This window comes from Kitasatospora sp. NPDC093550 (assembly GCF_044764985.1).
In the GTDB taxonomy this organism is placed as follows: Bacteria; Actinomycetota; Actinomycetes; order Streptomycetales; family Streptomycetaceae; genus Kitasatospora.
The window spans coordinates 30,302-51,355 of sequence record NZ_JBIWJF010000028.1 but is presented as its reverse complement, the minus strand read 5'-3'; the positions used below and the strand labels follow the sequence as shown (position 1 = coordinate 51,355).

Genomic DNA, 21,054 nt, shown 5'->3' with positions numbered 1-21,054 from the left:
GACCCGCTGGTCAGCGGCTGGGAACGCTCTGGTGCAGGACGACCGGACCGCAGTCGGGGGAGCGCAGGTAGACGTCCACCAGGTCGGAGTGGCCCGGCACCGGGTAGACCAGGACGTCGACCGGGGCGCCGTCGTAGCTGCCCCGGTCGGTGGCCAGCGGGGGCCCGGAGGCGGGAGCCGGGCAGGTGGCGGAGGGGGAGGGGACGGTGGGCTCCGGCCGTGCGCCCTCGCCGGGCAGGACGGTGTTGGGCTTGGCGAGCCCGGTCGGCCCCGCCCCCGGGGTCTGCTCCGTGCGGGCCAGCAGCTGCTGGATCTGGGTCGCGAGCCGGTCGGCGCGGTAGGCGGTGCCGGCACTCGCCGCGTGCGGGGTGCGGGCGCTCTGCTCAGCGGCGGCGCTGCTGTCGGCCGGGGCGCCCGCGGTGACCGTCGGCCCCGAGCGGTCGTCGGGGTGCAGCAGCAGCGCTCCGCCGAGGCCGAGGGCGGCGAGGGCGGCGGCCGCGCCGAGCAGCAGGGCGATCCGACGGCGGCGGGGACGGGAACGGCCGGGGCCGGTGGCCGCGGCGGGACGGCCGGAGGGCCGGGACGGCGGGCCGGAGGGGCCCGTGGCGGGGCGGCCGGGGCCGGTGGGGGCCTCCTGGGGGCGGGCGGTGGCCGTTCGGCCGTGGTCGTCCTCGGCGGCTGCGTCGGTAGCGGCGTCGGTGGCGGCCCGGGCCAGCGCGGCGTCCAGCCGGGCGGCGACGTCGGCGGGCATCGGCGGGGTCTCGACGGCGCCGAGCAGTGCCTGGACCTCGGCGAGCGCGTCGACGGTCTCCCGGCACTCGGCGCAGCCGTCCAGGTGCCGGTGCAGGGTCTCGACGGCCTCGGGGGAGTCGACCAGCCCCTCGGCGAGGTCGGCCAGCTGCTCGACCGGGGGATGGTCCCCGGGGTGGTCGGGGGAGGAGAGGGGGGCGGTCATCGCGTGCTCGCGTCTCCTTCCAGAATCGTCCGACCGGTGCTCGGGCCTGTCCCTCTGACGGTGCCGGGGGGCTTCGGGTTCCCCGGGGCGTCCCGCCCCGGTGGGGCGGAGCGGGGCGAGCCCGGTGTTTCACGTGAAACATCCGGTCCGTCGTCGCTCTCCCGCAGGTGCCGCACCAGCGGGAGCAGCCGGGCCCGGCCGCGCGCGCAGCGGCTCTTCACGGTGCCCACCGGGACGCCCAGCAGCTCCGCTGCCTCGGCGACCGGGTAGCCCTGCATGTCGACCAGGACCAGTGCGGCCCGCTGCTCGGCGGGCAGTTCGGCGAGCGCCGCGGTCAGCTCGCGGTGCAGCTCGGCCCGGACCACGGGGGAGTCGGCCGGCTCGGCGGAGCCCACCAGGGTGTCCAGCCGCTGCGGGTCCTCGTCCAGCGGGGTGGTGCGGCGGGTGGCGCCGCGCCGGGCGCGGTCGAGGCAGGCGTTGACCACGATCCGGTGCAGCCAGGTGGTGACGGCCGAGCGGCCCTGGAAGCCGGCGGCGGCACGGAAGGCGGAGACCAGGGCGTCCTGGAGCGCGTCGGCGGCCTCCTCGCGGTCGCCCAGGGTGCGCAGTGCGACCGCCCAGAGCCGGTCCCGGTGGCGGTTCACCAGCAGTCCGAAGGCGTCCGGATCGCCGGCGACGTGCCGGGCGAGCAGGGCCGCGTCGTCGTCCGCCACTGTCACCCCTCGACCTCCGCCGTCGTTCCGGTGCACGGGTCGTGCGGTCAGCCGGAGACCTTCACCTCGGCGACGTGGCCGCGGTACTTCTCGTCGCCATCCTTCGTCAGACCGGTCAGCCAGATCAAGAGGTACCGCGTGGTGACCGGGGAGTCGAGGGTGTACTCGACGTTGGTCCCGGACTTCTTGGCGACGACGGTGAAGCTCTCCGGCCTGGCCTGCATCGGGTTGGTGGTGGCGGACCCGGTGGGCAGGCGCAGCTCGGCGCTCTGCTCGCCGCCGAGGAACTGGACGTTCACCGAGGAGACCGACTGCTGCGAGCCGAGGTCGATCAGCAGGCCGGTGCCCGGTTTGAGGGCGGGTGCCTTGGGGCCGAGCTGGTCGCGGTACCAACCGGTGGTCCAGGCGGTGTTCGGGTCGCCGTCGATGGCCTTCCCGATGCTCTCGGTGCCCTCGGGCCCGTCGCCCAACGGGTTGTACGACTGCGCGTCCTTGATCGGGATCGGCACCGGGTTGTGGGTGCTGGCCTGCGGACTCGGCGAGGAGCTGGTGACCGAGGGCAGGGGGGCGGGGGTGGACGGCCCGGTGTGGCGCAGGCTGCCGACGAACTGCCAGGAGGCGACGCCGATCGCGCCCAGGGCGACCGTCCAGGCGGTGGCCTTGACCGCGCGGCGCAGCCGCCGCCGGGTGCGCCGGGCCGCGGTCGGCCGGGAGGAGGCGGGCAGCGGGGGGACCGCCGGGTCGGCCACCCGGGTCGGGTTGGGCGCGGTGGGCAGGGCGTGGGTGTTGTGCCGGGGCGGTGCCGGGTAGGCGGGCAGCTCCGGCTCGGGCGGCCGGATCCGGGGCATCTGCGCGATCGCCCGGAACAGCTCCTCCGGGGTGGTGATCGGCTCGGCGTGGTGCGGCGGGTGGTCGAACAGGGCCCGTGCGGCGAGCTCGGACAGGCCCTTGTGGACCCCGGCGCGGACCTGGTCCGGGGCGGCGTTCTGGAGGCCCTTCGGCAGGCCCCGGAGGTCGTAGCGGTCCTCCGGGTACGGCCAGCGGTGGGTGAGCGCGGCGAACAGCAGAGCGCCGATCGCGCGGGTGTCGGTGCGCTGGGCGTCCTCGGTGCCCTCGGCGGAGAGCCCGCGCAGGGCGGCGTCCACCGCGATGCCGTTGATCCGGTACTGGCCGCTGTCGGTGCGCAGCACGCAGCGCGGGGTGAGCCGCAGGTGGGCCTGGCCGCGTCGGTGGGCGGCCGCGACCGCGTCGGTGACCTGGCGCACCATCTGGTACGCCTCGTGCGGCTCCATCGGGCCGTTCGCGAGCAGCCGGGCCAGGTCGGAGGAGTGCGGCAGCCACTCCCGTACGACGTAGACCAGCTCGCCCTCCTGGACGGCGTCCAGGACCTGGACGAAGCGCGGGTCGCCGAGCAGGGCGGCGGACTTGGCCGCGGCGAGCACCTTGCGGGCCCGCTGGTGGCCGGAGGCCATCAGGTGGACGCCGACGGCGCGGCGCAGCTTCTCGTCGACGGCGCGCCAGCTGCTGAAGGTGTCGGTCTGGGAGATGCACTCCTCCAGCCGGTACCGGTGGCCGATCATGTCGCCGCTGCGCCGCTGCGGGGCGGGGAGGGTGCGGGGGAGGGTGGCGGTGTCGCGGGGGTCGACCGTGGGCTGCGGGTCGGTGGGCCGGCGCTTGGCGGGCGCGGGGGCGGCGGCGGGCTTCGTCCGGGAGGAGCCGGCGGCCAGTTCGGCGGCGATCTCGCGGACCGAGAGCGGCGCGGTGATCTCGGAGGTCTCCTCGCCGGCCCAGGTCTCCGGGGCGGCGGTCCGCGGGTGGCGTCCGGCGCCGGCATCGGCTTCGTCGGCTTCGTCGGTGTTCTCGGCCGCGTCGGCCGCGTCGGCCGCGTGGGTCTCGTCGGTCTTCGCCGGGACGACGGTGGGGGTGGCGCTCTGCTCGGTGGAGGCGCCGGCGCGCCCGTCGGTGTCCTTCGCGACCGCGAGCTCGTCGATCGCCGCGGCCAGCGCGGCCTCGTCCGCCGCCGCGTCAGCTGCTGACGTGTCGACGACCGCCTTGGTGCCATCAGCCACCGTGGTCCTGCCTCCCCTTGTGTCGCCCCGGCTGAGAGAGTCGCTGGAGCCCGCGGGTTGGCGGCCCTGTGCTCCAGGACAATTGTGCCCACTCTTCTCCCCCGGGTACGACCGCTGAGGGGTCCGCTCGGTTGCCCACCGGTGGAGAGATGTGGTGCAGATAGGACACCGGGTCGCCATCTTGCGGCCGGGGCGGGCCCGGGCCACCGGCGACCCGGCACTCGGCCGGACGAGCGGAGGAGCCGTACGCTCCGGTTGACGCCCGCTCAGGGCGCCGCTCGTCCGGCCGTCGAAGGGGCGGTCAGCGGCCCAGTCGGCCGCGGACCATGCCCAGCATGGCGTTCAGTTCCTCGATCCGCAGGCGCTTCGCGATCAGCACGAAGACGGCCATCTGCAGGCCGCCGGCCACGACCAGGGAGGCGATGCTGCCCGCCCAGCCGCCGAGCACCTGCTGGACCCCGAGGCTGGCGCCGAGGCCGACCAGCGCGGCGGGGACGCAGGCGGCGGCCAGCCGGCTGTAGACCTTGCCGATCCGCTTGGTGTCCAGCCCGCCGATCTTCTTCTTCAGCTTCGGCACGGCCACCATCACCCCGACGGCGTACGCCAGGCCGTAGCCGAAGGCGATGCCGACCACGGTCCACTCGGCGGGCAGCAGCAGCCAGCACAGCAGCGAGAAGCCGGCCTGGCAGACCGCGACCCAGACGGTGTTGGAGAACGGCGTCCGGGTGTCCTCGTAGGCGTAGAAGCCACGCAGCATCACGTACTGGGCCGAGTAGGGGATCAGGCCCAGGGCGAAGGCGGAGAGCATCAGACCGACGTTGGTGGCGTCGTTCAGCACCGAGGCGTTGCCGCCGACCGCGTAGATCGAACGGCCGATCACCGGGCCGAGCGACAGGAACAGGAAGGCGGCCGGGACGACGGCCACCGCCGTGGTGCGCAGTCCGTAGGAGATGTCGTCGCGGACGGCGCCGGCGTCCTCGTCGGCGGCCGCCCGGGAGAGCCGGGGGAGCACCGCGCTCATGATCGAGACGGTGATCACGGCCTGCGGGAGCTGCCAGATCAGCAGGGCGTTGGAGAACGCGGCCAGACCGACACCGCCGTGGCCGGCCGCCGCGGCGGCGGCCCCCGCCTTGGTGGACAGCTGGGTGATCACCAGGTAGCCGGCCTGGTTGGCGAGCACGAAGAAGAACGTCCACTTGGCCAGTCGGGCGGCCTTGCCCAGGCCGTGGCCGCGCCAGTCGAAGCGCGGCCGGTAGTGGAAGTCGGCCGCCCGCAGGTACGGGACCATCGCCAGCGACTGGACGATCAGGCCGATCAGGGTGCCGATGCCGAGCAGCCGGACGCCCTCGGGCGAGATGGACTCGGGGGTGACGTGGGTGCTGCCGAAGCCGCCGTAGACCCAGATGTAGGCCGAGAAGGTGAAGATCACCACGATGTTGTTCAGGACCGGGGTCCACATCATGGCGCCGAACCGGCCGCGGGCGTTGAGGATCTGGCCCATCACCACGTGGATGCCCATGAAGAAGATCGTGGGCAGGCAGTAGCGGGCCAGCGCCACCGTGGTCTCGGCGCGCTCCGGGTTCGCCATCATCGGGTGGGCGATCAGCTGGACCAGGACGGGCGCCCCGAGCACGGCCAGGAACACCACGCCGCCGAGCCCGACCATCACCAGGGTGAGCAGTCGGCTGGCGTACGCGGTGCCGCCGTCCTCGTCGTTCTTCATGCTGCGCACCAGCTGCGGCACGAAGACCGCGTTCAGCGCGCCGCCGCCGATCAGGATGTAGAGCAGGGTCGGCAGGGTGTTCGCCGCGTTGTACGAGTCACCCATCACGCTGACGCCGATGGCGGTGGTGATGACCATGGTGCGGAGGAAGCCGGTGCCGCGGGAGACCAGCGTGCCGGCCGCCATGATCGCGCTGGAGTTCAGCAGGCTCGCGACCTTGCCCCCGCCGCCGGCCGCCGGGGCGGGCGCGGTCGCGGGCTGCCGCTCGGCGCGCTCCTCGGCGAGGTCGTCGGCGACGTCCGCCAGCGGCTCGACCGCCGGGGGCACCGCGACGGCGGCCACCTGCATGGTGGCCTCCTCCTCGGAGAGCGGCGGGTCGAACTCGATCGGGGGCACGAAGGGGCGCTGCCCGCGGGGGCCGCCGTGCTGCGGCTGTCCGGGGTGGCCGCCCATCGGCGGGTACGGCGCGGGGCCGCCGGGCGGCACGGCGCCGGGGACGCCCGGCTGGGGCAACGGTTGCGGGATCGGGGCCGGCTGCGGGGCCTGAGCGGGCTGCGGCACCGGTGGCGGGCCGGCGGCCTCCACCGGGCGGCCGCCGAACAGCGCGTCCACCCCGACGTACTCGGTGGTCTCGGAGTCCCAGGCCGAGTGCGCCGGGCCGGGCTCCCACTGCTGCTGCGGCTGCTCGGCACCGCCCCAGGGGCCGCGGGCCGGAGCCGGGGCCGGCTCCTGCTGCCAGTCGCCCTGCGCCGGGGTGTCCCAGCCGGGCTGCACCGGCGGCACCGGCGGCGAGAACTGGTCCGCGGCCGGGTACGGGGCCGGTGGCACCGGCGTCGGGTAGCCACCGGCCTGCGGCGGCAGCTGCGGCGGCACGTCGTACGCGGCGGCCGGCTGCTGCGGCGCGGCCGGCCGACCGGCCTGCAGACCGTACGGGTCCTGGCCGTCCTGCGCGGTCCCGTAGGCGTCGGCCGCGTACGGGTCCTGGGCGTAGGTGTCGGCCACGTACCAGTCGCCGGACGGCGACTCGGCACCCGGCCGGCTCTCACCGCGGCCCGGCGGCCGCTCCTCGCTGCGCCCGGTCATGTCACCTCTTCGCTGTCGTTGGGGGGAGACCGGCCCGGCGTCGCGGGGGGTCGGCGGTATCAAGGACCAACCTTCTCATCACTGGCGGCCCTATCCCGGCCATCCGGGCTGCTGGCGCGCGGTGTCTGCACGGGACCGCCACCGGCGGCGTCGTCCGCGGGCCCGCTCCCGGAGGCACCGTCGGCCCCGCCCGTCGCCCCGGTCCCGTCCGCGGCGACGGCGCCGTCCGTGCCGTCCGTGCCGTCCGCCGCCGGCTCCCGGGCCGCGGCCCCGTCCGTCGCGGGGGCGTCGCCGACCGGCTGGTCGCCGTCCTCGTGCGGCTGACCGCCCCGCCGCTTGCGCTGGCGCACGAAGCGCACCGCGGCCAGCAGCAGCAGGAGGCCGGCGCCCGCGAAGACGTACAGCACGCCGTTGGTCACCGACGTCACCTGGACCGTGAACGGCTGGGCGGGGCCGTACGGCCGCGGGTTGGGGCCGGTGGTCCACAGCTGGGCGGTCATCTGGACCGGCCCGTTGTTGTGCGCCTCGGCCTGGAAGCGGAGGGTGGCGCTCTGCGAAGCGGGGAGGACCAGCTCCTCCTCCTTCTTCACGTTCAGCCTGTTCGGCTGGCTCGAGGTGAGCACCAGCTTCAGGTTGGTGACCGTCTGGGTCAGGTCGTTGCGGACGCTGACCTGGAGCAGGCCGGTGTTGCCGGCCAGGGTGACCTCGGTCTTGTGCGGCACCTGGACGGCGCCGGTCAGCTCCGTCAGGTACTGCTTGACGCCCTTGAGGTAGTCCTCGCCGGCCGAGGTCTGGCCGCGCCACTCCGTGGACAGCGAGCGGACCATGGCGGCGTTGAACGGACCCCGCACCCGCTGCGGAAGGGTGAGCACCCGCATCAGGGTGTCCAGGTCGTACTGGATGCGGTTGGTCTTGTCCAGGTGGGCCGCCGGCAGCTCCGAGGCGCGGGCCTGGGTCGGGTAGTCGGTGGCGGCGGGGACGCCGGTGTTGGCCTTGGCGTCGGGCGCGGTCTGGGCCACCGCGTCCAGCTTGACCGGGGCGATCCACTTGCCGGACGCCGCCTGCAGGGCGTTCGCCAGCACCTTGGCGGTGGTGACGCTCAGCTCGCGCGGCGGCATGACCAGCAGGCCGCGCTGGTTCTGCGGCTGCTCGTGGGTGATCGCGAAGGTCTCGGCGAGGAAGCGCTGGGTCGACTCGGTCTGGTCCTTCGCGGTGCTCAGGTCCTTCTGGAAGAGCCCGGAGACCGTCTCGTCGGCGACCACGGCGTTCTGCCCGTTGCCGATCGGGCGCACCGCCGTCGGGGTGTAGCTCAGCGCGTCCGGCTCCGGCATGCTCGCGCCGTTGGCCAGCAGCAGCCCGCTGCCGGTCTGCTGGGCGAGGGCGGCGATCTGCTGGTCGACGTAGCCCTCGTACGGCCAGGCGACGTCGGAGCGGGTGTCCACGGAGAGCCGGCCCTCGACGGTCAGCCGGCCGGCCGCGGCCGCCTTGTTCAGCGCCGCCGGCATCCCGGAGAGGTCCGCGCCGTTGTGCGCGATGGAGGCGATGTCCGGGTCGGCGTACGGCAGCGCGACCACCTGGCTGTCCGGCTTGGCGACGGCCGTGCGCAGCTTGTCCAGCCAGGCGGTGGCGGCGGCCGAGGCGCCGCGCACGACGGTGTTGTCGTCCTTGGCGGGCTTGCCGCCGGCCTCGGTGCCGGGGTTCTGGACCCGGTACGGCTTGGTCATCGCGAGCGCGGCGTCCAGCAGGTCCGGGTCGATCACCCAGGTCAGCCCGGGCAGCTTGGCGCCGGTGTCGACCAGCTCGTACAGCCGCCCGCCGGGGGCGAACTCGGTGGCCAGGCTGTCGTCGCGCAGCACCGGGACGGTCTGCTCGTTGTCGGAGGTGGTCTGCGCGGCGAGCACCGGCGCGTGCACCAGCGGCCAGAGCGTGGCGACCTTGGTCGGCTGCGCCTCGGCACCGCCCGGGTTGTACGGCAGGAAGCTCCGGGCGATGCCCAGGGCCCGGTCGCGCGGGTTGTCGGCGGTCGAGCCCCAGGCGTCCACCGCGAGCTCGTACACGCCGCTCGACGACAGCCCGAGGTCGTTCACCGCGACGCTCAGGGTGTACGGCAGGGTCTGGCCCGGGTTCAGCTCCGGCAGGGCGTACTGCGGACTCTCCAGCTCGACGCCGTCCTTGCCGTCCGGCGCGGAGCGGCCGGCCACGTTGGCCAGGTCGCTGCGCCGGTCCAGCGGCCTGCCCGAGTACGGCTTGCGGACGGCGGCGTGGGCACCCTTGAGCGCCGACTTGCCGGAGTTGGTGACGTGCCCGGTGATCGTCACGGTGCCGTTGGGGGCGGCCACCTGCGGGGCCAGTGACTCGATGGTCACCACCACCGGGTACTCGGCCGAGGCGGTGGAGTCGCCGCCCGCCCGGACGGTGCCGCCGCCCGGCAGCGCACCGGCCGGGGCGGCCGTGAAGAGGGTCAGGGCGGCCGCGCAGGCGGCGGCGAGGCGCAGGCCCGCCCGGCGGACCGGATGGCGTCCGTCGGCGGGGCGCTCGGCCCGTCCAGGCTGTCGGTGCGCCCCCAGGCCCGAGTGCCGTGCCGGCTCACTCACTCGCTTCGCCCTCGCCGTTCTCGATCGCTCGCTGCTGATGCTGTTCGTCCCGTCCGGCGCGGTCCACCCGACGGTCTTCGCTGGAAAATCTTGGAACCCTTGAAAATCCCGGAATTCCGGAACGCCCTTCCGGACCGCCCGGAACGCTCCGCCCGGAACGCTCCGCCCGGAGCCGTACCGCACCGCCACCGCGGGAGTTCCGCGGGCCGTGGCGGCACGCGACACCGCGTCCCCTGCCCGGTGCCCGAGACTCGTCCACCGGCATGGTAACGATGCAGCCCGTGGTGCAGTGTTGCGGGCTGTGGGGTGAGACGCCCAAAACGCGCGGGCGGTTGACCTTCCGGGGCACGTACCCTTGTGAGCCGTGTCCACTGCCAATGAGCCCACCACGCGCACCGATCGTCCCAGCACCGCCGTCCAGGCCGTACCAGGTCTGAGCGAGGCCCAGACCCTGGGGCTGCAAGAACTGCTGCGGGTGTCGCCGGTCGCCGACGAGATCGCCCGCCGCTTCCAGGCGGCCGGTCACCGGCTGGCGCTGGTCGGCGGCTCGGTCCGGGACGCGCTGCTCGGCCGGCTCGGCAACGACCTGGACTTCACCACCGACGCCCGTCCGCAGCAGGTGCTCAAGCTGGTCAAGGGCTGGGCGGACGCGGTCTGGGACGTCGGCATCGCCTTCGGCACGGTCGGGGCCCGCAAGGACACCCCCGAGGGCTCCTTCCTGATCGAGATCACCACCTACCGCTCCGAGGCCTACGACCGCACCTCGCGCAAGCCCGAGGTGACCTATGGCGAGACCATCGAGCAGGACCTGGTCCGCCGGGACTTCACGGTCAACGCGATGGCCGTCGACCTGCCCGGCCGCGGCTTCGTCGACCCGCACCACGGCCTGGACGACCTGGAGGCCCGGGTGCTGCGCACCCCCGCCACCCCCGAGGAGTCCTTCTCCGACGACCCGCTGCGGATGATGCGGGCCGCCCGCTTCGCCGCCCAGCTGGACTTCGACCCGGCGCCCGAGGTGGTCGCCGCGATGACCGCGATGGCCGAGCGGATCACCATCGTGTCGGCCGAGCGGGTCCAGGCCGAGCTCAACAAGCTGCTGCTGGCCACGCACCCGGTGAAGGGCCTGCGGCTGCTGGTGGACACCGGCCTGGCCGACCACGTGCTGCCCGAGCTGCCCGCGCTGCGGCTGGAGCGCGACGAGCACCACCGGCACAAGGACGTCTACGAGCACTCGCTGACCGTCCTGCAGCAGGCCATCGACCTGGAGCAGGACGGCCCGGACCTCACCCTGCGGCTGGCCGCGCTGCTGCACGACATCGGCAAGCCGCGCACCCGCCGCTTCGAGTCGGACGGCCGGGTCTCCTTCCACCACCACGAGGTGGTCGGCGCCAAGATGACCCGCAAGCGGATGCGCGAGCTCAAGTACTCCAAGGAGCTCACCGAGGACGTCTCCCGCCTGGTCGAGCTGCACCTGCGCTTCCACGGCTACGGCGGCGGCGAGTGGACCGACTCCGCGGTGCGCCGCTACGTCGCCGACGCCGGGCCGCTGCTGGAGCGCCTGCACAAGCTGACCCGCTCCGACTGCACCACGCGCAACAAGAAGAAGGCGGCCGCGCTCTCGCGCACCTACGACGGTCTGGAGACCCGGATCGCCGAGCTGAAGGCGCAGGAGGAGCTGGACGCCATCCGCCCGGCGCTGGACGGCAACCAGATCATGGAGCTGCTCGGCCTCAGGCCCGGCCCGCAGGTCGGCAAGGCGTACAAGCACATGCTCGAACTCCGGCTGGAGAACGGCCCGATGGAGCACGAGGAGGCGGTCGCGGCGCTGCGGGCCTGGTGGGCCGGGCAGCAGCAGGGCTGACGCCGGCTGCGGCTTCCGACACGACGCGAGGGGTGGTCCCGGCACTCGGCCGGGGCCACCCCTCGCGTTCTCCGCCGGGCTACTTGAGCTTCTTGAGGCAGAGCACGTAGTTCAGCGCCGGGAGGTTGGTGTAGGTGCGGGTGTACCAGCTGTCCGCCTTCGGCTGCTTCTCGCAGACCTTCTCGTCGGAGGTGGCGAGGTACTTCCAGATCACCTTGTACTGCGCCTTGGCGTCGGTGCACGGCAGCACCGAGACCTTCGGGTGGGTGTCGGTGGTCTCGCCGGCCGGGCCGTTCTCGTTGCGCAGGCAGTCGCCCGCCTTGGCCGCGTCCACGGCGTCCGTGTCGTCGGCCGCGGCGCTCGGCGTGGTGACCGGCGGCAGGGTGATGCTCGGCACCGCCGGCATCGTGAAGGTCGGCGACGGGAAGGCCGGCGGCGGCGACGGCGTGAAGGTGAGGCCGGAGGGGGACGGCGCCGGGGCCGCGGTGATCGGGTCGGACGGGGTGTGCTTGGCCGGGCCGAGCACACCGGTGGCGGCCAGCACGACGGTGACCGCCAGCGAGACCGGCACCAGCAGCATCGCCATGTGCGGCCGGCTGGTCAGCGGGACGCCCGGGTCGAGCTGCGGGCCGTGGCTGCCCGGGACGGGCGGCTGCAGCCGCTTGAACTTGTTGTGCGGGACGAGGTTCAGCAGCAGCGTGATCGGGGTCAGGAACCACGACACCAGGCTCCACCAGCCCTGGACCAGCGTCCGGGCGGACATGTCGCGCACGGTGGCCGTCCCGCAGGTGCGGCAGAACGGGCCGGACATCCGCAGCATCCGGTAGGCCACCAGCAGGCCCTGGTGGCCGCGGACGGTGGCGTCCACCGCCGGGTAGCCGCCGCAGAACCGGCAGGTCACCCCGTCCGTCGGGCCCTGCGGCGGGTACCCGTAGCCGTAGCCCGGCGCGGGCTGCTGGTAGCCGTACGGCTGCTCGGGCGGCGGGGCGCTCGGGTAGCCGTACCCGGGCTGGCCGGGCGGCGGGGGCGGAGCGCCGTAGGCACCGCCGGAGGAGTAGGGGTTGCCGTCGCCGGGTGGCGGACCGTACGGCATCTGGGGCGGAGGCGGAACGGACAAGTGGTCCCCCGGGGACGGAGTGGCGGAAGGGGTCAGGACTTCTTCACCGGCGGGAGGCCGGTGGTGGCGGGTGTCATCGGGCCGAGGCAGAGCACGTACCGCTTCTTGTTCCAGCGGCGGCCGCTCTTGCCCGAGACGGCGCTCGTGGTCTGCGGCGTCTGCTTGCAGCGGTTCACGTCGGTGGTGCCTTCGAACTTCGACAGTACGCGGTAATTCGCTTTGGAATCAGTGCACTTGACGATTTCGACGTCACGGGAGCCGCTCACCCGCACACAGTCGCCGGGCTTGGCGCTGCTGACGCTCGGCCCGGCGACGAAGTACCCGACCACCAGGGCTATGCCGCCGCCGACCAGGCCGACCGCCTTCAGCTTGGACTTGGTGCCGAGCTTCTTCGCGGGGGCGGTGGGCGTACCCGGTGCCGGAGCGGCGGGCTGCGGGTAGCCGTACGCCCCGGCCGCCGGCTGCTGGCCGTACGGCTGCGGCTGCGGCGGTCCGTACGGCGCCTGCCCGTACGGCGGCTGTCCGTACGACGGCGGTGCGCCGTAGCCGGCCGGTGCGGGCTGCGGCGGCTGCCCGTAGGCCGGCGGCGCCCCGTACGGGTTGGCCGGCGGCGGAACGGGCGCGCCGTAGGGCTGGGCGCCGGGCGGCCCCGGGTGCGGCGGCCCGTACGGGTTGGGCGGTGTGCTCATCAGTTCGTCCCCCGAGACAGAGTGCTGTCGCTCCGACAGGTCTGACACCTTAGCGACTCGGCCGGACGTCATCCGTTCCGAGGCCCCGGGGGACTCGTGGAGAACCGGTCAGGGAAGTGGGCGGCGTCGCGCGGCGCGCAGGTAGAGGACGGCCGTGACGGCGTACACCGCGGCGACCCCGACGACCACCACGACCGAGCGGCCGGACAGCGGCAGCACCAGCGCGGTGACCATGGCGGCGGCCACGAAGGCGACGTTGAACAGCACGTCGTAGATGGCGAAGACCCGGCCGCGGTACTCGTCCTCGACCGTCTCCTGCACCACGGTGTCGGCGCAGATCTTGGTGCCCTGGGTCACCACCCCGAGCAGCAGGGCGGCGATCAGGCAGGGCACCAGCGTGAAGCTCAGGCCGAGCGCCGGGACGAAGACCACCGGCGCGACCAGGCAGGCCGTCATCCAGCCGGCCAGCCCGAGCCGACGGGTGCACCACGGGCTGACCACCGCGGCGATGAAGAACCCGGCGGCGGAGAGGCCGACCGCCTGCCCGAGGGTGACCAGGCCGGCCGCGGGGTCGGCCGGGTCGTTGAAGGTGTAGCGGGCGAGCATCACCACGACCACGATCAGCACGCCGTAGCAGAACCGGGCCGCGGTGACGGCGGCCAGTGCGTGCACGGCGGGCCGGCAGTCCCGCACCAGGTGGCGCACCGCGGCGCCGAGTTCGACGGCGGCCCGGACCAGGGCCTGGCCGAGCGCAGGGCGGTCGTCGTGCTGCTCCGGCCCGAGCAGGTCGCGGTCCATCCGGCGGGCGGCCAGCGCGGCCGACAGGTAGAGCAACGAGGCCACGGTGACCAGGGCGGCGTCCGCCGTCGGGCCGGGGGCGATCACCTGGTGCAGCAGGAAGCCGACGGCGCCGCCCAGGGCGGCGGCGACCGTTCCGAGGGTGGGCGAGAGCGCGTTGGCGGTGACCAGCTGGTCCTGCTCCACCACCCGGGGCAGGGCGGCCGACAGGCCGGCCAGGATGAACCGGTTGAGCGCGGTGACCAGCAGGGCGGAGGCGATGAACAGCCAGTTCGGTGCCTTGGCCAGGAGCAGTGCCCCGGTGACCAGGCCCAGGCCGAAGCGGGCCAGGTTGCCGACGTACAGGACCTGGCGGCGGCGCCAGCGGTCCAGCAGCACCCCGGCGAACGGACCGATCACCGAGAACGGCAGCAGCATCCCGGCCAGCACCGAGGCGATGTCGGCGGGGGAGGACTGCTTCTCGGGGGAGAAGACCACGTACGCGGCGAGCGAGACCTGGAAGACGCCGTCCGACAGCTGGGAGAGCACCCGGGCGGTCAGCAGCCGCCGGAAGTCGCGGCCCCGGAGCAGGTCGAGGAGCGTGGCGCGGTGCGCGGACTGGTGGGTGCTGCCGTTCTCGGTGATCGCCACCCGCCCAGAGTGCCATGGATCCGGTCGTCGTTTCACGTGAAACATCGGCCGCGGAAACGTGAAGGGCCCACGATCCGGAGACCGTGGGCCCTTCTCACGCGCTGTCGGAGCTCAGCCGATCAGTCGCTCGGCGCTCAGCGCTCGACCTCGCCGCGGATGAACTTCTCGACGTTCTCCTTGGCCTCGTCGTCGAAGTACTGGACCGGCGGGGACTTCATGAAGTACGAGGAGGCCGACAGGATCGGGCCACCGATGCCGCGGTCCTTGGCGATCTTCGCGGCGCGCACGGCGTCGATGATGACACCGGCGGAGTTCGGGGAGTCCCAGACCTCGAGCTTGTACTCCAGGTTCAGCGGGACGTCACCGAACGCGCGGCCCTCGAGGCGGACGTACGCCCACTTGCGGTCGTCCAGCCAGGCCACGTAGTCCGAGGGGCCGATGTGGACGTTCTTGTCGCCCAGCTCGCGGTCGCGGATCTGCGAGGTGACGGCCTGCGTCTTGGATATCTTCTTGGACTCCAGGCGCTCGCGCTCGAGCATGTTCTTGAAGTCCATGTTGCCGCCGACGTTCAGCTGCATGGTGCGCTCGAGGATGACACCGCGGTCCTCGAACAGCTTGGCCATCACGCGGTGCGTGATGGTGGCGCCGACCTGGGACTTGATGTCGTCACCGACGATCGGCACGCCGGCCTCGGTGAACTTGTCCGCCCACTCCTTGGTGCCCGCGATGAACACCGGCAGGGCGTTCACGAAGGCGACCTTGGCGTCGATGGCGCACTGGGCGTAGAACTTGGCCGCGTCCTCGGAACCCACCGGCAGGTAGCAGACCAGGACGTCGACCTGCTGGTCCTTCAGGACCTGGACGACGTCGACCGGGGCCTCGTCCGACTCCTCGATGGTCTGCCGGTAGTACTTGCCCAGGCCGTCGAGGGTGTGGCCGCGCTGCACGGTGACGCCGGTCGGCGGCACGTCGCAGATCTTGATGGTGTTGTTCTCGCTGTTGCCGATGGCGTCGGCCAGGTCGAAGCCGACCTTCTTGGCGTCGACGTCGAAGGCGGCGACGAACTCCACGTCACGGACGTGGTAGTCGCCGAACTGGACGTGCATCAGCCCGGGGACCTTGCTCGCCGGGTCGGCGTCCTTGTAGTACTCGACGCCCTGCACCAGCGACGCGGCGCAGTTGCCGACGCCCACGATTGCTACGCGAACCGAACCCATGTCCGGGCTCCCTGTGATCTCATGAGGACCGCCGAGCCCGGCGGCACTCTCGTGCTTCTATCGATGATGCTTCGAAGGGCGCGAGGCGCCCGATCCTGCCGCGCGGCACAGGGCTGGCGCGGTGTCAGCGCTCCTGGGCGGAGCGCCCCGGGCGGTCGTACGGCGGTCCGGGCGGGTCGGAGGACCCGCTCTCCCGGCCACGGCCGTCCGAAGTCTTGGGGGGTCCGGCGGTCGCGTTCCCGCCGGTGGCGGGTCCGGTCCGGCCGGTGCGGTTGGACCGCTCGGTCTCGATCAGCTCGTTGAGCCAGCGGACCTCGCGCTCCACCGACTCCAGCCCGTGCCGCTGGAGTTCGACGGTGTAGTCGTCGAACCGCTCGCGGGCGCGGGCCAGCGAATTGCGCATCCGCTCCAGGCGTTCCTCCAGCCGGCCGCGGCGCCCCTCCAGGACGCGCATCCGGACGGCCCGGTCGGTCTGGCCGAAGAACGCGAAGTGGACGCCGAAGTGCTCGTCCTCCCAGGCGTCCGGCCCGGAGTCGGCCAGCAGTTCCTCGAAGCGCTGCTTCCCCTCGGCGGAGAGCCGGTAGACGATCTTGGACCGCTTGCCGTTGAGAGCCGTGGCCGGGACGTACTCGACGTCCGGGTTGTCCTCGACCAGGAAGCCCTGGGCGACGAGGCTCTTCAGGCAGGGGTAGAGCGTGCCGTAGGAGAGTGCCCGGAAGGTTCCGAGCAGGATGTTGAGCCGCTTGCGCAGCTCGTAGCCGTGCATCGGAGCGTCATGGAGCAGGCCGAGAACGGCGAACTCCAGCACTCCTGAGCGCCTGCCCACTGCCGTCGTCCTCCTCCCTCTCGGCCGCCGCCCGGCCGCCGTATCCGGCAGTATTCCAGCGCGTCCGGCGGTATTCCGCTTCGATGTATCGGCTCGATATATCGAGAACAGTAAACCCGGCCCCCGGAACCGGCAAGTGGGGCTCGCGTGAATGTGATCACAAGCCGACGCGCGGGTGGGCTTGGCAACGGGCTTGTAATGATCTGTCGCCGTTTTGCGGTTATTGGCGAATGATGCCCGATTAGTTGTATTTCGCTGCTGCGTACGCTGTCGCGTGTGCACGAGGACCACCTCCGGGATCAGGGCGGTTGGCGGGCATCGGACGTGAACCCCTGCCTTCAGGTCGGAAACGCCTGGCGAGGAGTAGCTGGAAGATGAGCGAGCGACGGCGAAGGACGCCCGACCCGGGCGGTGACGGGCAGCAGCCCCCGGGAGGCGGCGGCCGTCGGGGAGGGCCGGGTCCTGACGAGCTGAGCTCGGACGGGATCGGCCGTCGGCGCCCGTCGGGCGTCCGGGAGACCGCGCAGCAGCCACGGATGACCCGCGCGGAGATGCGCAAGGCTGCCCAGAAGAAGGGCGGCAAGGGAGGCGGCGGCGCTGGCCGGCGCGGTCCCGCCGGGGCCTCGGCCGCGGCCGCCGGGCCGGGCAAGAAGCGCTTCATCGACTACCCGCGGTTCGGCAAGACCGGGGTCCGGCGCTGGCTGCCGTCCTGGAAGCAGTGGCTGAGCGGCTTCCTGTTCGTCTTCAGCTGCTTCGTGGGCCTGGTGTTCTACCTGTACCAGACCACCGAGATCCCCAACATGAACGAGCTGGTCAAGGGCCAGAACACGATCTACTACTGGGCCGACGGCACCGAGATGACCCGCAAGGGCCAGACCAACCGCCAGATCGTGCCGCTCGACGACATCAGCCCCAACCTGCAGAACGCCGTCATCGCCGCGGAGAACCAGAGCTTCCGCGACGACCACGGCATCGACCCCAAGGGCATGCTGCGCGCCGTCTACAACATGGCGAAGGGCGGGGAGACCCAGGGCGCCTCGACGATCACCCAGCAGTACGTCAAGAACGCCTACCTGAGCCAGGAGCAGACGATCTCCCGCAAGGTGCGGGAGTTCTTCATCACGCTGAAGGTCGACCAGAAGCTCGAGAAGAACGAGATCCTCAAGGGCTATCTGAACACCAGCTGGTTCGGCCGCGGCGCGAACGGCGCCCAGGCGGCCGCCCAGGCGTACTACGGCATCAACGCCAAGGACCTCACCGTCTGCCAGAGCGCCATGCTGGCCGGTCTGCTCAAGGGCGCGGCGTACTACGACCCCACCAACCCGGCCAACAAGGAGCGGGCCGAGGGGCGGTGGTCCTGGATCCTCGACCAGATGGTGAAGACCAAGGCCGTCACCCCCGAGGAGCGGGCCAAGTGCACCGAGTTCCCGACGCCGATCCCGCTCAAGCCCAGCACGAACATGAACGGTGAGATCAGCTACCTGGTCGACACCGCCAACAAGTACGTGATGCAGAACGACAAGACGATCACCCAGCAGGTGCTCGACAAGGGCGGTCTGAAGATCTACACGACCTTCGAGAAGGACAAGGTCGACGCCCTGAAGAAGGCCGTGGACGACGTCAAGGCGGAGAACCTCAACCCGCAGAAGCGTCCGGACAACGACACCTTCATCCAGTTCGGCTCCGCCAGCATCCGTCCCGGCGACGGCGCGATCGTCGCCCTCTACGGCGGCGACGGCGTGGAGAACGGCCACTTCGACAACAACGCCGACGCCACCGGTGTCCAGGTCGGCTCGACCTTCAAGCCCTTCGTGCTGGCCACCGCGATGCAGGTCGGCGTGCAGACGGCGAAGGGGGACGACGGCAAGCCCAAGCGGATCAACGCCGACAGCCGCTACCTCGCCGACGACATGTCGGAGATCCGCAAGCCGGACGGCTCGCTGGTGATCGGCGACGACGGCAAGCCCTACCGGCAGAAGAACGAGGACGCCGGCAAGCGCGGCTACGTCTCGCTGCGGCAGGCCATGCAGTACTCGTACAACGTGCCCTTCGTCCAACTCAACCAGGACGTCGGCGGGCAGAACGTGGCCGACATCGCGGTGCAGATGGGCGTCAAGAAGGACAGCCTCGCCGACCCGAAGACCGCGACCTTCCCGCTCGGCACCTCCACCATCAGCCCGATCCGGATGGCCACCGCCTACGGCACCCTGGCGGCCAGCGGCAAGGAGGCCGAGCCGTACTCGGTCACCAAGGTCGAGGTCAGCGGCGTGGAGCGCCCGGGCTTCGGCAAGAAGGAGCCGAAGACCGCGCTGGAGCCGGCCGTCGCCGACAACGTCACCGACGTCCTGGTGAACGTGGCGGCGAAGGGCACCGGTACCAAGACCCTCGCGCTGGGCCGCCCGGTGGCGGGCAAGACCGGTACCACCGACCAGAACAAGTCGGCCTGGTGGGTCGGCTACACCCCGCAGCTGGTGACCAGCGTCGCGATGTGGCGCGAGGACCCGAACAAGCACGACCGGCTCTCGCTCAACGGCACCGGCGGCAAGGCGTCCATCCACGGTGGTGACATCCCGACCGACGTCTTCACCCGGTACATGGCGGCCGCGCTGGCCAACGAGAAGAAGCTGGACTTCCCGAACCCGCAGCCGGTCGGCACCGAGGTCGACTCCTCCGGTGCGCCGTCCACGGCCACGGCGGCCCCGACGCCGACCACGGCCGACACCCCGTCGGCCCCGCCCCAGACCCAGCAGCCGACGCAGCCGGTCCAGCCGCCGCAGCCGCAGCCCACCCAGACCTGCGTGCCCGGTGTGGACTGCCCCGGCGACCAGCCGACCCACACGCCGACCAAGAAGCCGGGTCCGACCACCACCTGCCTGATCCCCGGGCTGCCCAGCGGCTGCCAGACCCAGCAGCCGACGCCCACGGACACCACCACACCGGGCGGTGGCGGCAAGCCGGGCGGTGGCGGCGGCAAGCCGACCACGACACCCACCGGCGCACCGGCCGCCGGGTAGCGGTCCGGCGCGAAGCCGACGGCGGTGGCGGTCCTCCTCGGAGGGCCGCCACCGCCGTTTTCGTCACGGTTCGCGGCCCCGGCCGCCGCGGACCGCCGCGGACCGTCGCGGGGTGCTCCTCGTCCCGGCGGGGATGGTGCGGCAGGATGTCCGGCATGACGTCGAGCGATCGTGACGAAACCGCCGGCCCGGTCGGGTCCGGCGCCGCCGCAGGGCCCACCCCGGCAGCCGTCGTTACGGCCGCGCCGCCGGCCAACACCGTGGTCGTCCCGGCCGACGAGGACCCGGTGGCGGCGGCCGGCAGCGAGGTGATCGGCGGGCCGCCCGGACGCCGGGCGCTGCTGGGCGTCTCCTGGTGGATCCCGGCGCGCTTCCTGGCTCTCGCGGTGATCGTGGTCTCGGTGCTCGGCATGGCGCAGAAGCTGCCCTGCTACCAGCAGGCCTGGTTCCAGCCGGGCTCGCCGCAGTACATCCACGCCTGCTACAGCGACATCCCGCACCTGTTCTCCGGCCGGGGCTTCGCGGCCGGGCTGCACCCGTACGTGGACCGGATCCCGGGCTCCTCGGGGGACCTGCAGTACCTGGAGTACCCGGTGCTGACCGGCCTGTTCATGCAGGTCGCGGCCTGGCTGACGCCCGGCGGGGGCGACCAGCAGAGCCAGGAGCAGTGGTTCTGGGCGATCAACGCCGGGCTGCTGATGGCCTGCGCGGTGGTCGCCGTGGTGGCGCTCACCCGGACCCACCGGCGCCGCCCCTGGGACGCGCTGATGTTCGCGCTGGCGCCCGTCCTACTGCTCAACGGAACGGTCAACTGGGACCTGCTCGCGGTCGCGCTCGCCGCCGTGGCGATGGCCTGGTGGGCCGGCTCCCGGCCGGGCTGGGCCGGCGTCTTCATCGGCCTGGCCACCGCCGCCAAGCTCTACCCGCTGCTGCTGATCGGGCCGCTGCTGGTGCTCTGCTGGCGGGCCGGCAAATGGCGTGAGTTCCGGGCCGTGCTGGGCGGCGCGGTGGGCTCCTGGCTGGTGGTCAACCTGCCGATCATGCTCGCCAACTGGCAGGGCTGGTCGACCTTCTACGTGTTCAGCAAGCACCGCGGCGAGGACTACGGCTCGTTCTGGCTGATCCTGATGCAGGTCCGCGGCGTCGGACTGGCCGACCTCGACCTCTTCATCGGCGTGCTGATGGTGCTGGGCTGCCTGGCCATAGCGTGGCTCGGCTTCTCGGCGCCGCGACGACCGCGCTTCGCCCAGCTGGCCTTCCTGGTGGTCGCGCTGTTCGTGCTGGTCAACAAGGTGTACTCGCCGCAGTACGCGCTCTGGCTGCTGCCGCTCGCGGTGCTGGCCCGGCCGCGCTGGCGGGACTTCCTGATCTGGCAGGCCTGCGAGGTGCTCTACACCCTGGGCATCTGGTCCCACCTGGGCTTCGTCACCGGGCCCAAGCAGCACGGGATCGGCGAGGCCTGGTACCAGTTCGCGATCGGGCTGCACCTGATCGGCACGCTGTACCTGGTCACCCTGGTCGTCCGCGACGTCCTGTACCCGGACCGCGACCCGGTCCGCTGGGACGGCAGCGACGACCCCTCCGGCGGGGTGCTGGACCGCGCCCCGGACGTGTTCGTGCTGGGCACCGCCCGGCGGCTGCGCGAGGAGGAGACCTACGCCGCGTTCGCGCCGGCCGGCCCCGAGCAGTGGCTGAACGAGCCGCACCTGCCGGAGCCGGCCGAGAAGCCGTGAACCGAGCCCGGCAAACCCGGTGAAGGGGTGTG

The 21,054-nt window shown here is 72.7% G+C and carries 13 protein-coding genes; 3 read left to right on the top strand and 10 right to left on the bottom strand.

Annotated features, from left to right (window positions below):
* Positions 1-10: 10 nt before the first annotated feature.
* The 5 genes from ACIRD3_RS32580 to ACIRD3_RS32560 all read right to left on the bottom strand — a co-directional run bounded on the left by ACIRD3_RS32580 (position 11) and on the right by ACIRD3_RS32560 (position 9,137).
* Positions 11-955: a hypothetical protein gene (locus ACIRD3_RS32580; protein WP_402223770.1), complete on the bottom strand. Its 945-nt coding sequence runs from the start codon at positions 953-955 to the stop codon at positions 11-13.
* Positions 952-1,674, bottom strand: a complete 723-nt coding sequence (gene sigM / locus ACIRD3_RS32575; protein WP_402223768.1) for an RNA polymerase sigma factor SigM — start codon at positions 1,672-1,674, stop codon at positions 952-954. Before sigM ends, ACIRD3_RS32580 begins: the two co-directional genes overlap by 4 nt.
* 41 nt (positions 1,675-1,715) lie before the next feature.
* Positions 1,716-3,737 carry a protein kinase family protein gene (locus ACIRD3_RS32570; protein ID WP_402223766.1) on the bottom strand — a complete coding sequence of 674 codons (2,022 nt, stop codon included), beginning with the start codon at positions 3,735-3,737 and terminating at the stop codon, positions 1,716-1,718.
* A 301-nt stretch (positions 3,738-4,038) separates the two neighbouring features.
* Positions 4,039-6,543, bottom strand: a complete 2,505-nt coding sequence (gene murJ / locus ACIRD3_RS32565; RefSeq protein ID WP_402223764.1) for a murein biosynthesis integral membrane protein MurJ — start codon at positions 6,541-6,543, stop codon at positions 4,039-4,041.
* A gap of 59 nt (positions 6,544-6,602) precedes the next feature.
* Positions 6,603-9,137: a DUF6049 family protein gene (locus ACIRD3_RS32560; RefSeq protein WP_402223762.1), complete on the bottom strand. Its 2,535-nt coding sequence runs from the start codon at positions 9,135-9,137 to the stop codon at positions 6,603-6,605.
* A 433-nt stretch (positions 9,138-9,570) separates the two neighbouring features.
* On the opposite strand from ACIRD3_RS32560, the gene ACIRD3_RS32555 reads away from it, so the two are divergent.
* On the top strand, positions 9,571-10,998 hold the full coding sequence (locus ACIRD3_RS32555) for a CCA tRNA nucleotidyltransferase (RefSeq protein WP_402223846.1): 1,428 nt from the start codon (positions 9,571-9,573) through the stop codon (positions 10,996-10,998).
* Between the two features lie 79 nt (positions 10,999-11,077).
* Here the strand turns inward: ACIRD3_RS32555 and ACIRD3_RS32550 are convergent, their stop codons facing one another.
* From ACIRD3_RS32550 to ACIRD3_RS32530, 5 genes are all read right to left on the bottom strand, one after another.
* A complete protein-coding gene (locus ACIRD3_RS32550; RefSeq protein WP_402223760.1) occupies positions 11,078-12,115 on the bottom strand; it encodes a hypothetical protein in 1,038 nt (345 codons plus the stop codon).
* Between the two features lie 32 nt (positions 12,116-12,147).
* Positions 12,148-12,804 (bottom strand): hypothetical protein, encoded by a 657-nt coding sequence (locus ACIRD3_RS32545; RefSeq protein ID WP_402223758.1) that lies wholly within the window; start codon positions 12,802-12,804, stop codon positions 12,148-12,150.
* Between the two features lie 108 nt (positions 12,805-12,912).
* Positions 12,913-14,232, bottom strand: coding sequence for an MFS transporter (locus tag ACIRD3_RS32540; RefSeq protein WP_402223756.1), 1,320 nt, complete (start codon positions 14,230-14,232; stop codon positions 12,913-12,915).
* 134 nt (positions 14,233-14,366) lie between these two features.
* A complete protein-coding gene (locus ACIRD3_RS32535; RefSeq protein WP_402223754.1) occupies positions 14,367-15,449 on the bottom strand; it encodes an inositol-3-phosphate synthase in 1,083 nt (360 codons plus the stop codon).
* A 124-nt stretch (positions 15,450-15,573) separates the two neighbouring features.
* Positions 15,574-16,275, bottom strand: coding sequence for a PadR family transcriptional regulator (locus tag ACIRD3_RS32530; protein WP_402223752.1), 702 nt, complete (start codon positions 16,273-16,275; stop codon positions 15,574-15,576).
* 536 nt (positions 16,276-16,811) lie between these two features.
* On the opposite strand from ACIRD3_RS32530, the gene ACIRD3_RS32525 reads away from it, so the two are divergent.
* Both ACIRD3_RS32525 and ACIRD3_RS32520 read left to right on the top strand, forming a co-directional pair.
* Entirely contained in the window at positions 16,812-19,289 is a 2,478-nt protein-coding gene (locus ACIRD3_RS32525) for a transglycosylase domain-containing protein (protein ID WP_402223750.1), read from the top strand.
* A gap of 155 nt (positions 19,290-19,444) precedes the next feature.
* The gene (locus ACIRD3_RS32520) at positions 19,445-21,022 is read left to right on the top strand and encodes a glycosyltransferase family 87 protein (protein ID WP_402223748.1); all 1,578 of its coding nucleotides are present in this window, start codon (positions 19,445-19,447) and stop codon (positions 21,020-21,022) included.
* The last annotated feature ends 32 nt before the right edge of the window (positions 21,023-21,054 follow it).

What these genes read in the sequence shown, in the direction of transcription:
- ACIRD3_RS32580 (WP_402223770.1), bottom strand. Translation starts at nt 955, where the DNA reads ATGACCGCCCCCCTCTCCTCCCCCGACCACCCCGGGGACCATCCCCCG.
- murJ (WP_402223764.1), bottom strand. Translation starts at nt 6,543, where the DNA reads ATGACCGGGCGCAGCGAGGAGCGGCCGCCGGGCCGCGGTGAGAGCCGG.
- ACIRD3_RS32545 (WP_402223758.1), bottom strand. Translation starts at nt 12,804, where the DNA reads ATGAGCACACCGCCCAACCCGTACGGGCCGCCGCACCCGGGGCCGCCC.
- ACIRD3_RS32535 (WP_402223754.1), bottom strand. Translation starts at nt 15,449, where the DNA reads ATGGGTTCGGTTCGCGTAGCAATCGTGGGCGTCGGCAACTGCGCCGCG.
- ACIRD3_RS32525 (WP_402223750.1), top strand. Translation starts at nt 16,812, where the DNA reads ATGACCCGCGCGGAGATGCGCAAGGCTGCCCAGAAGAAGGGCGGCAAG.
- ACIRD3_RS32520 (WP_402223748.1), top strand. Translation starts at nt 19,445, where the DNA reads ATGACGTCGAGCGATCGTGACGAAACCGCCGGCCCGGTCGGGTCCGGC.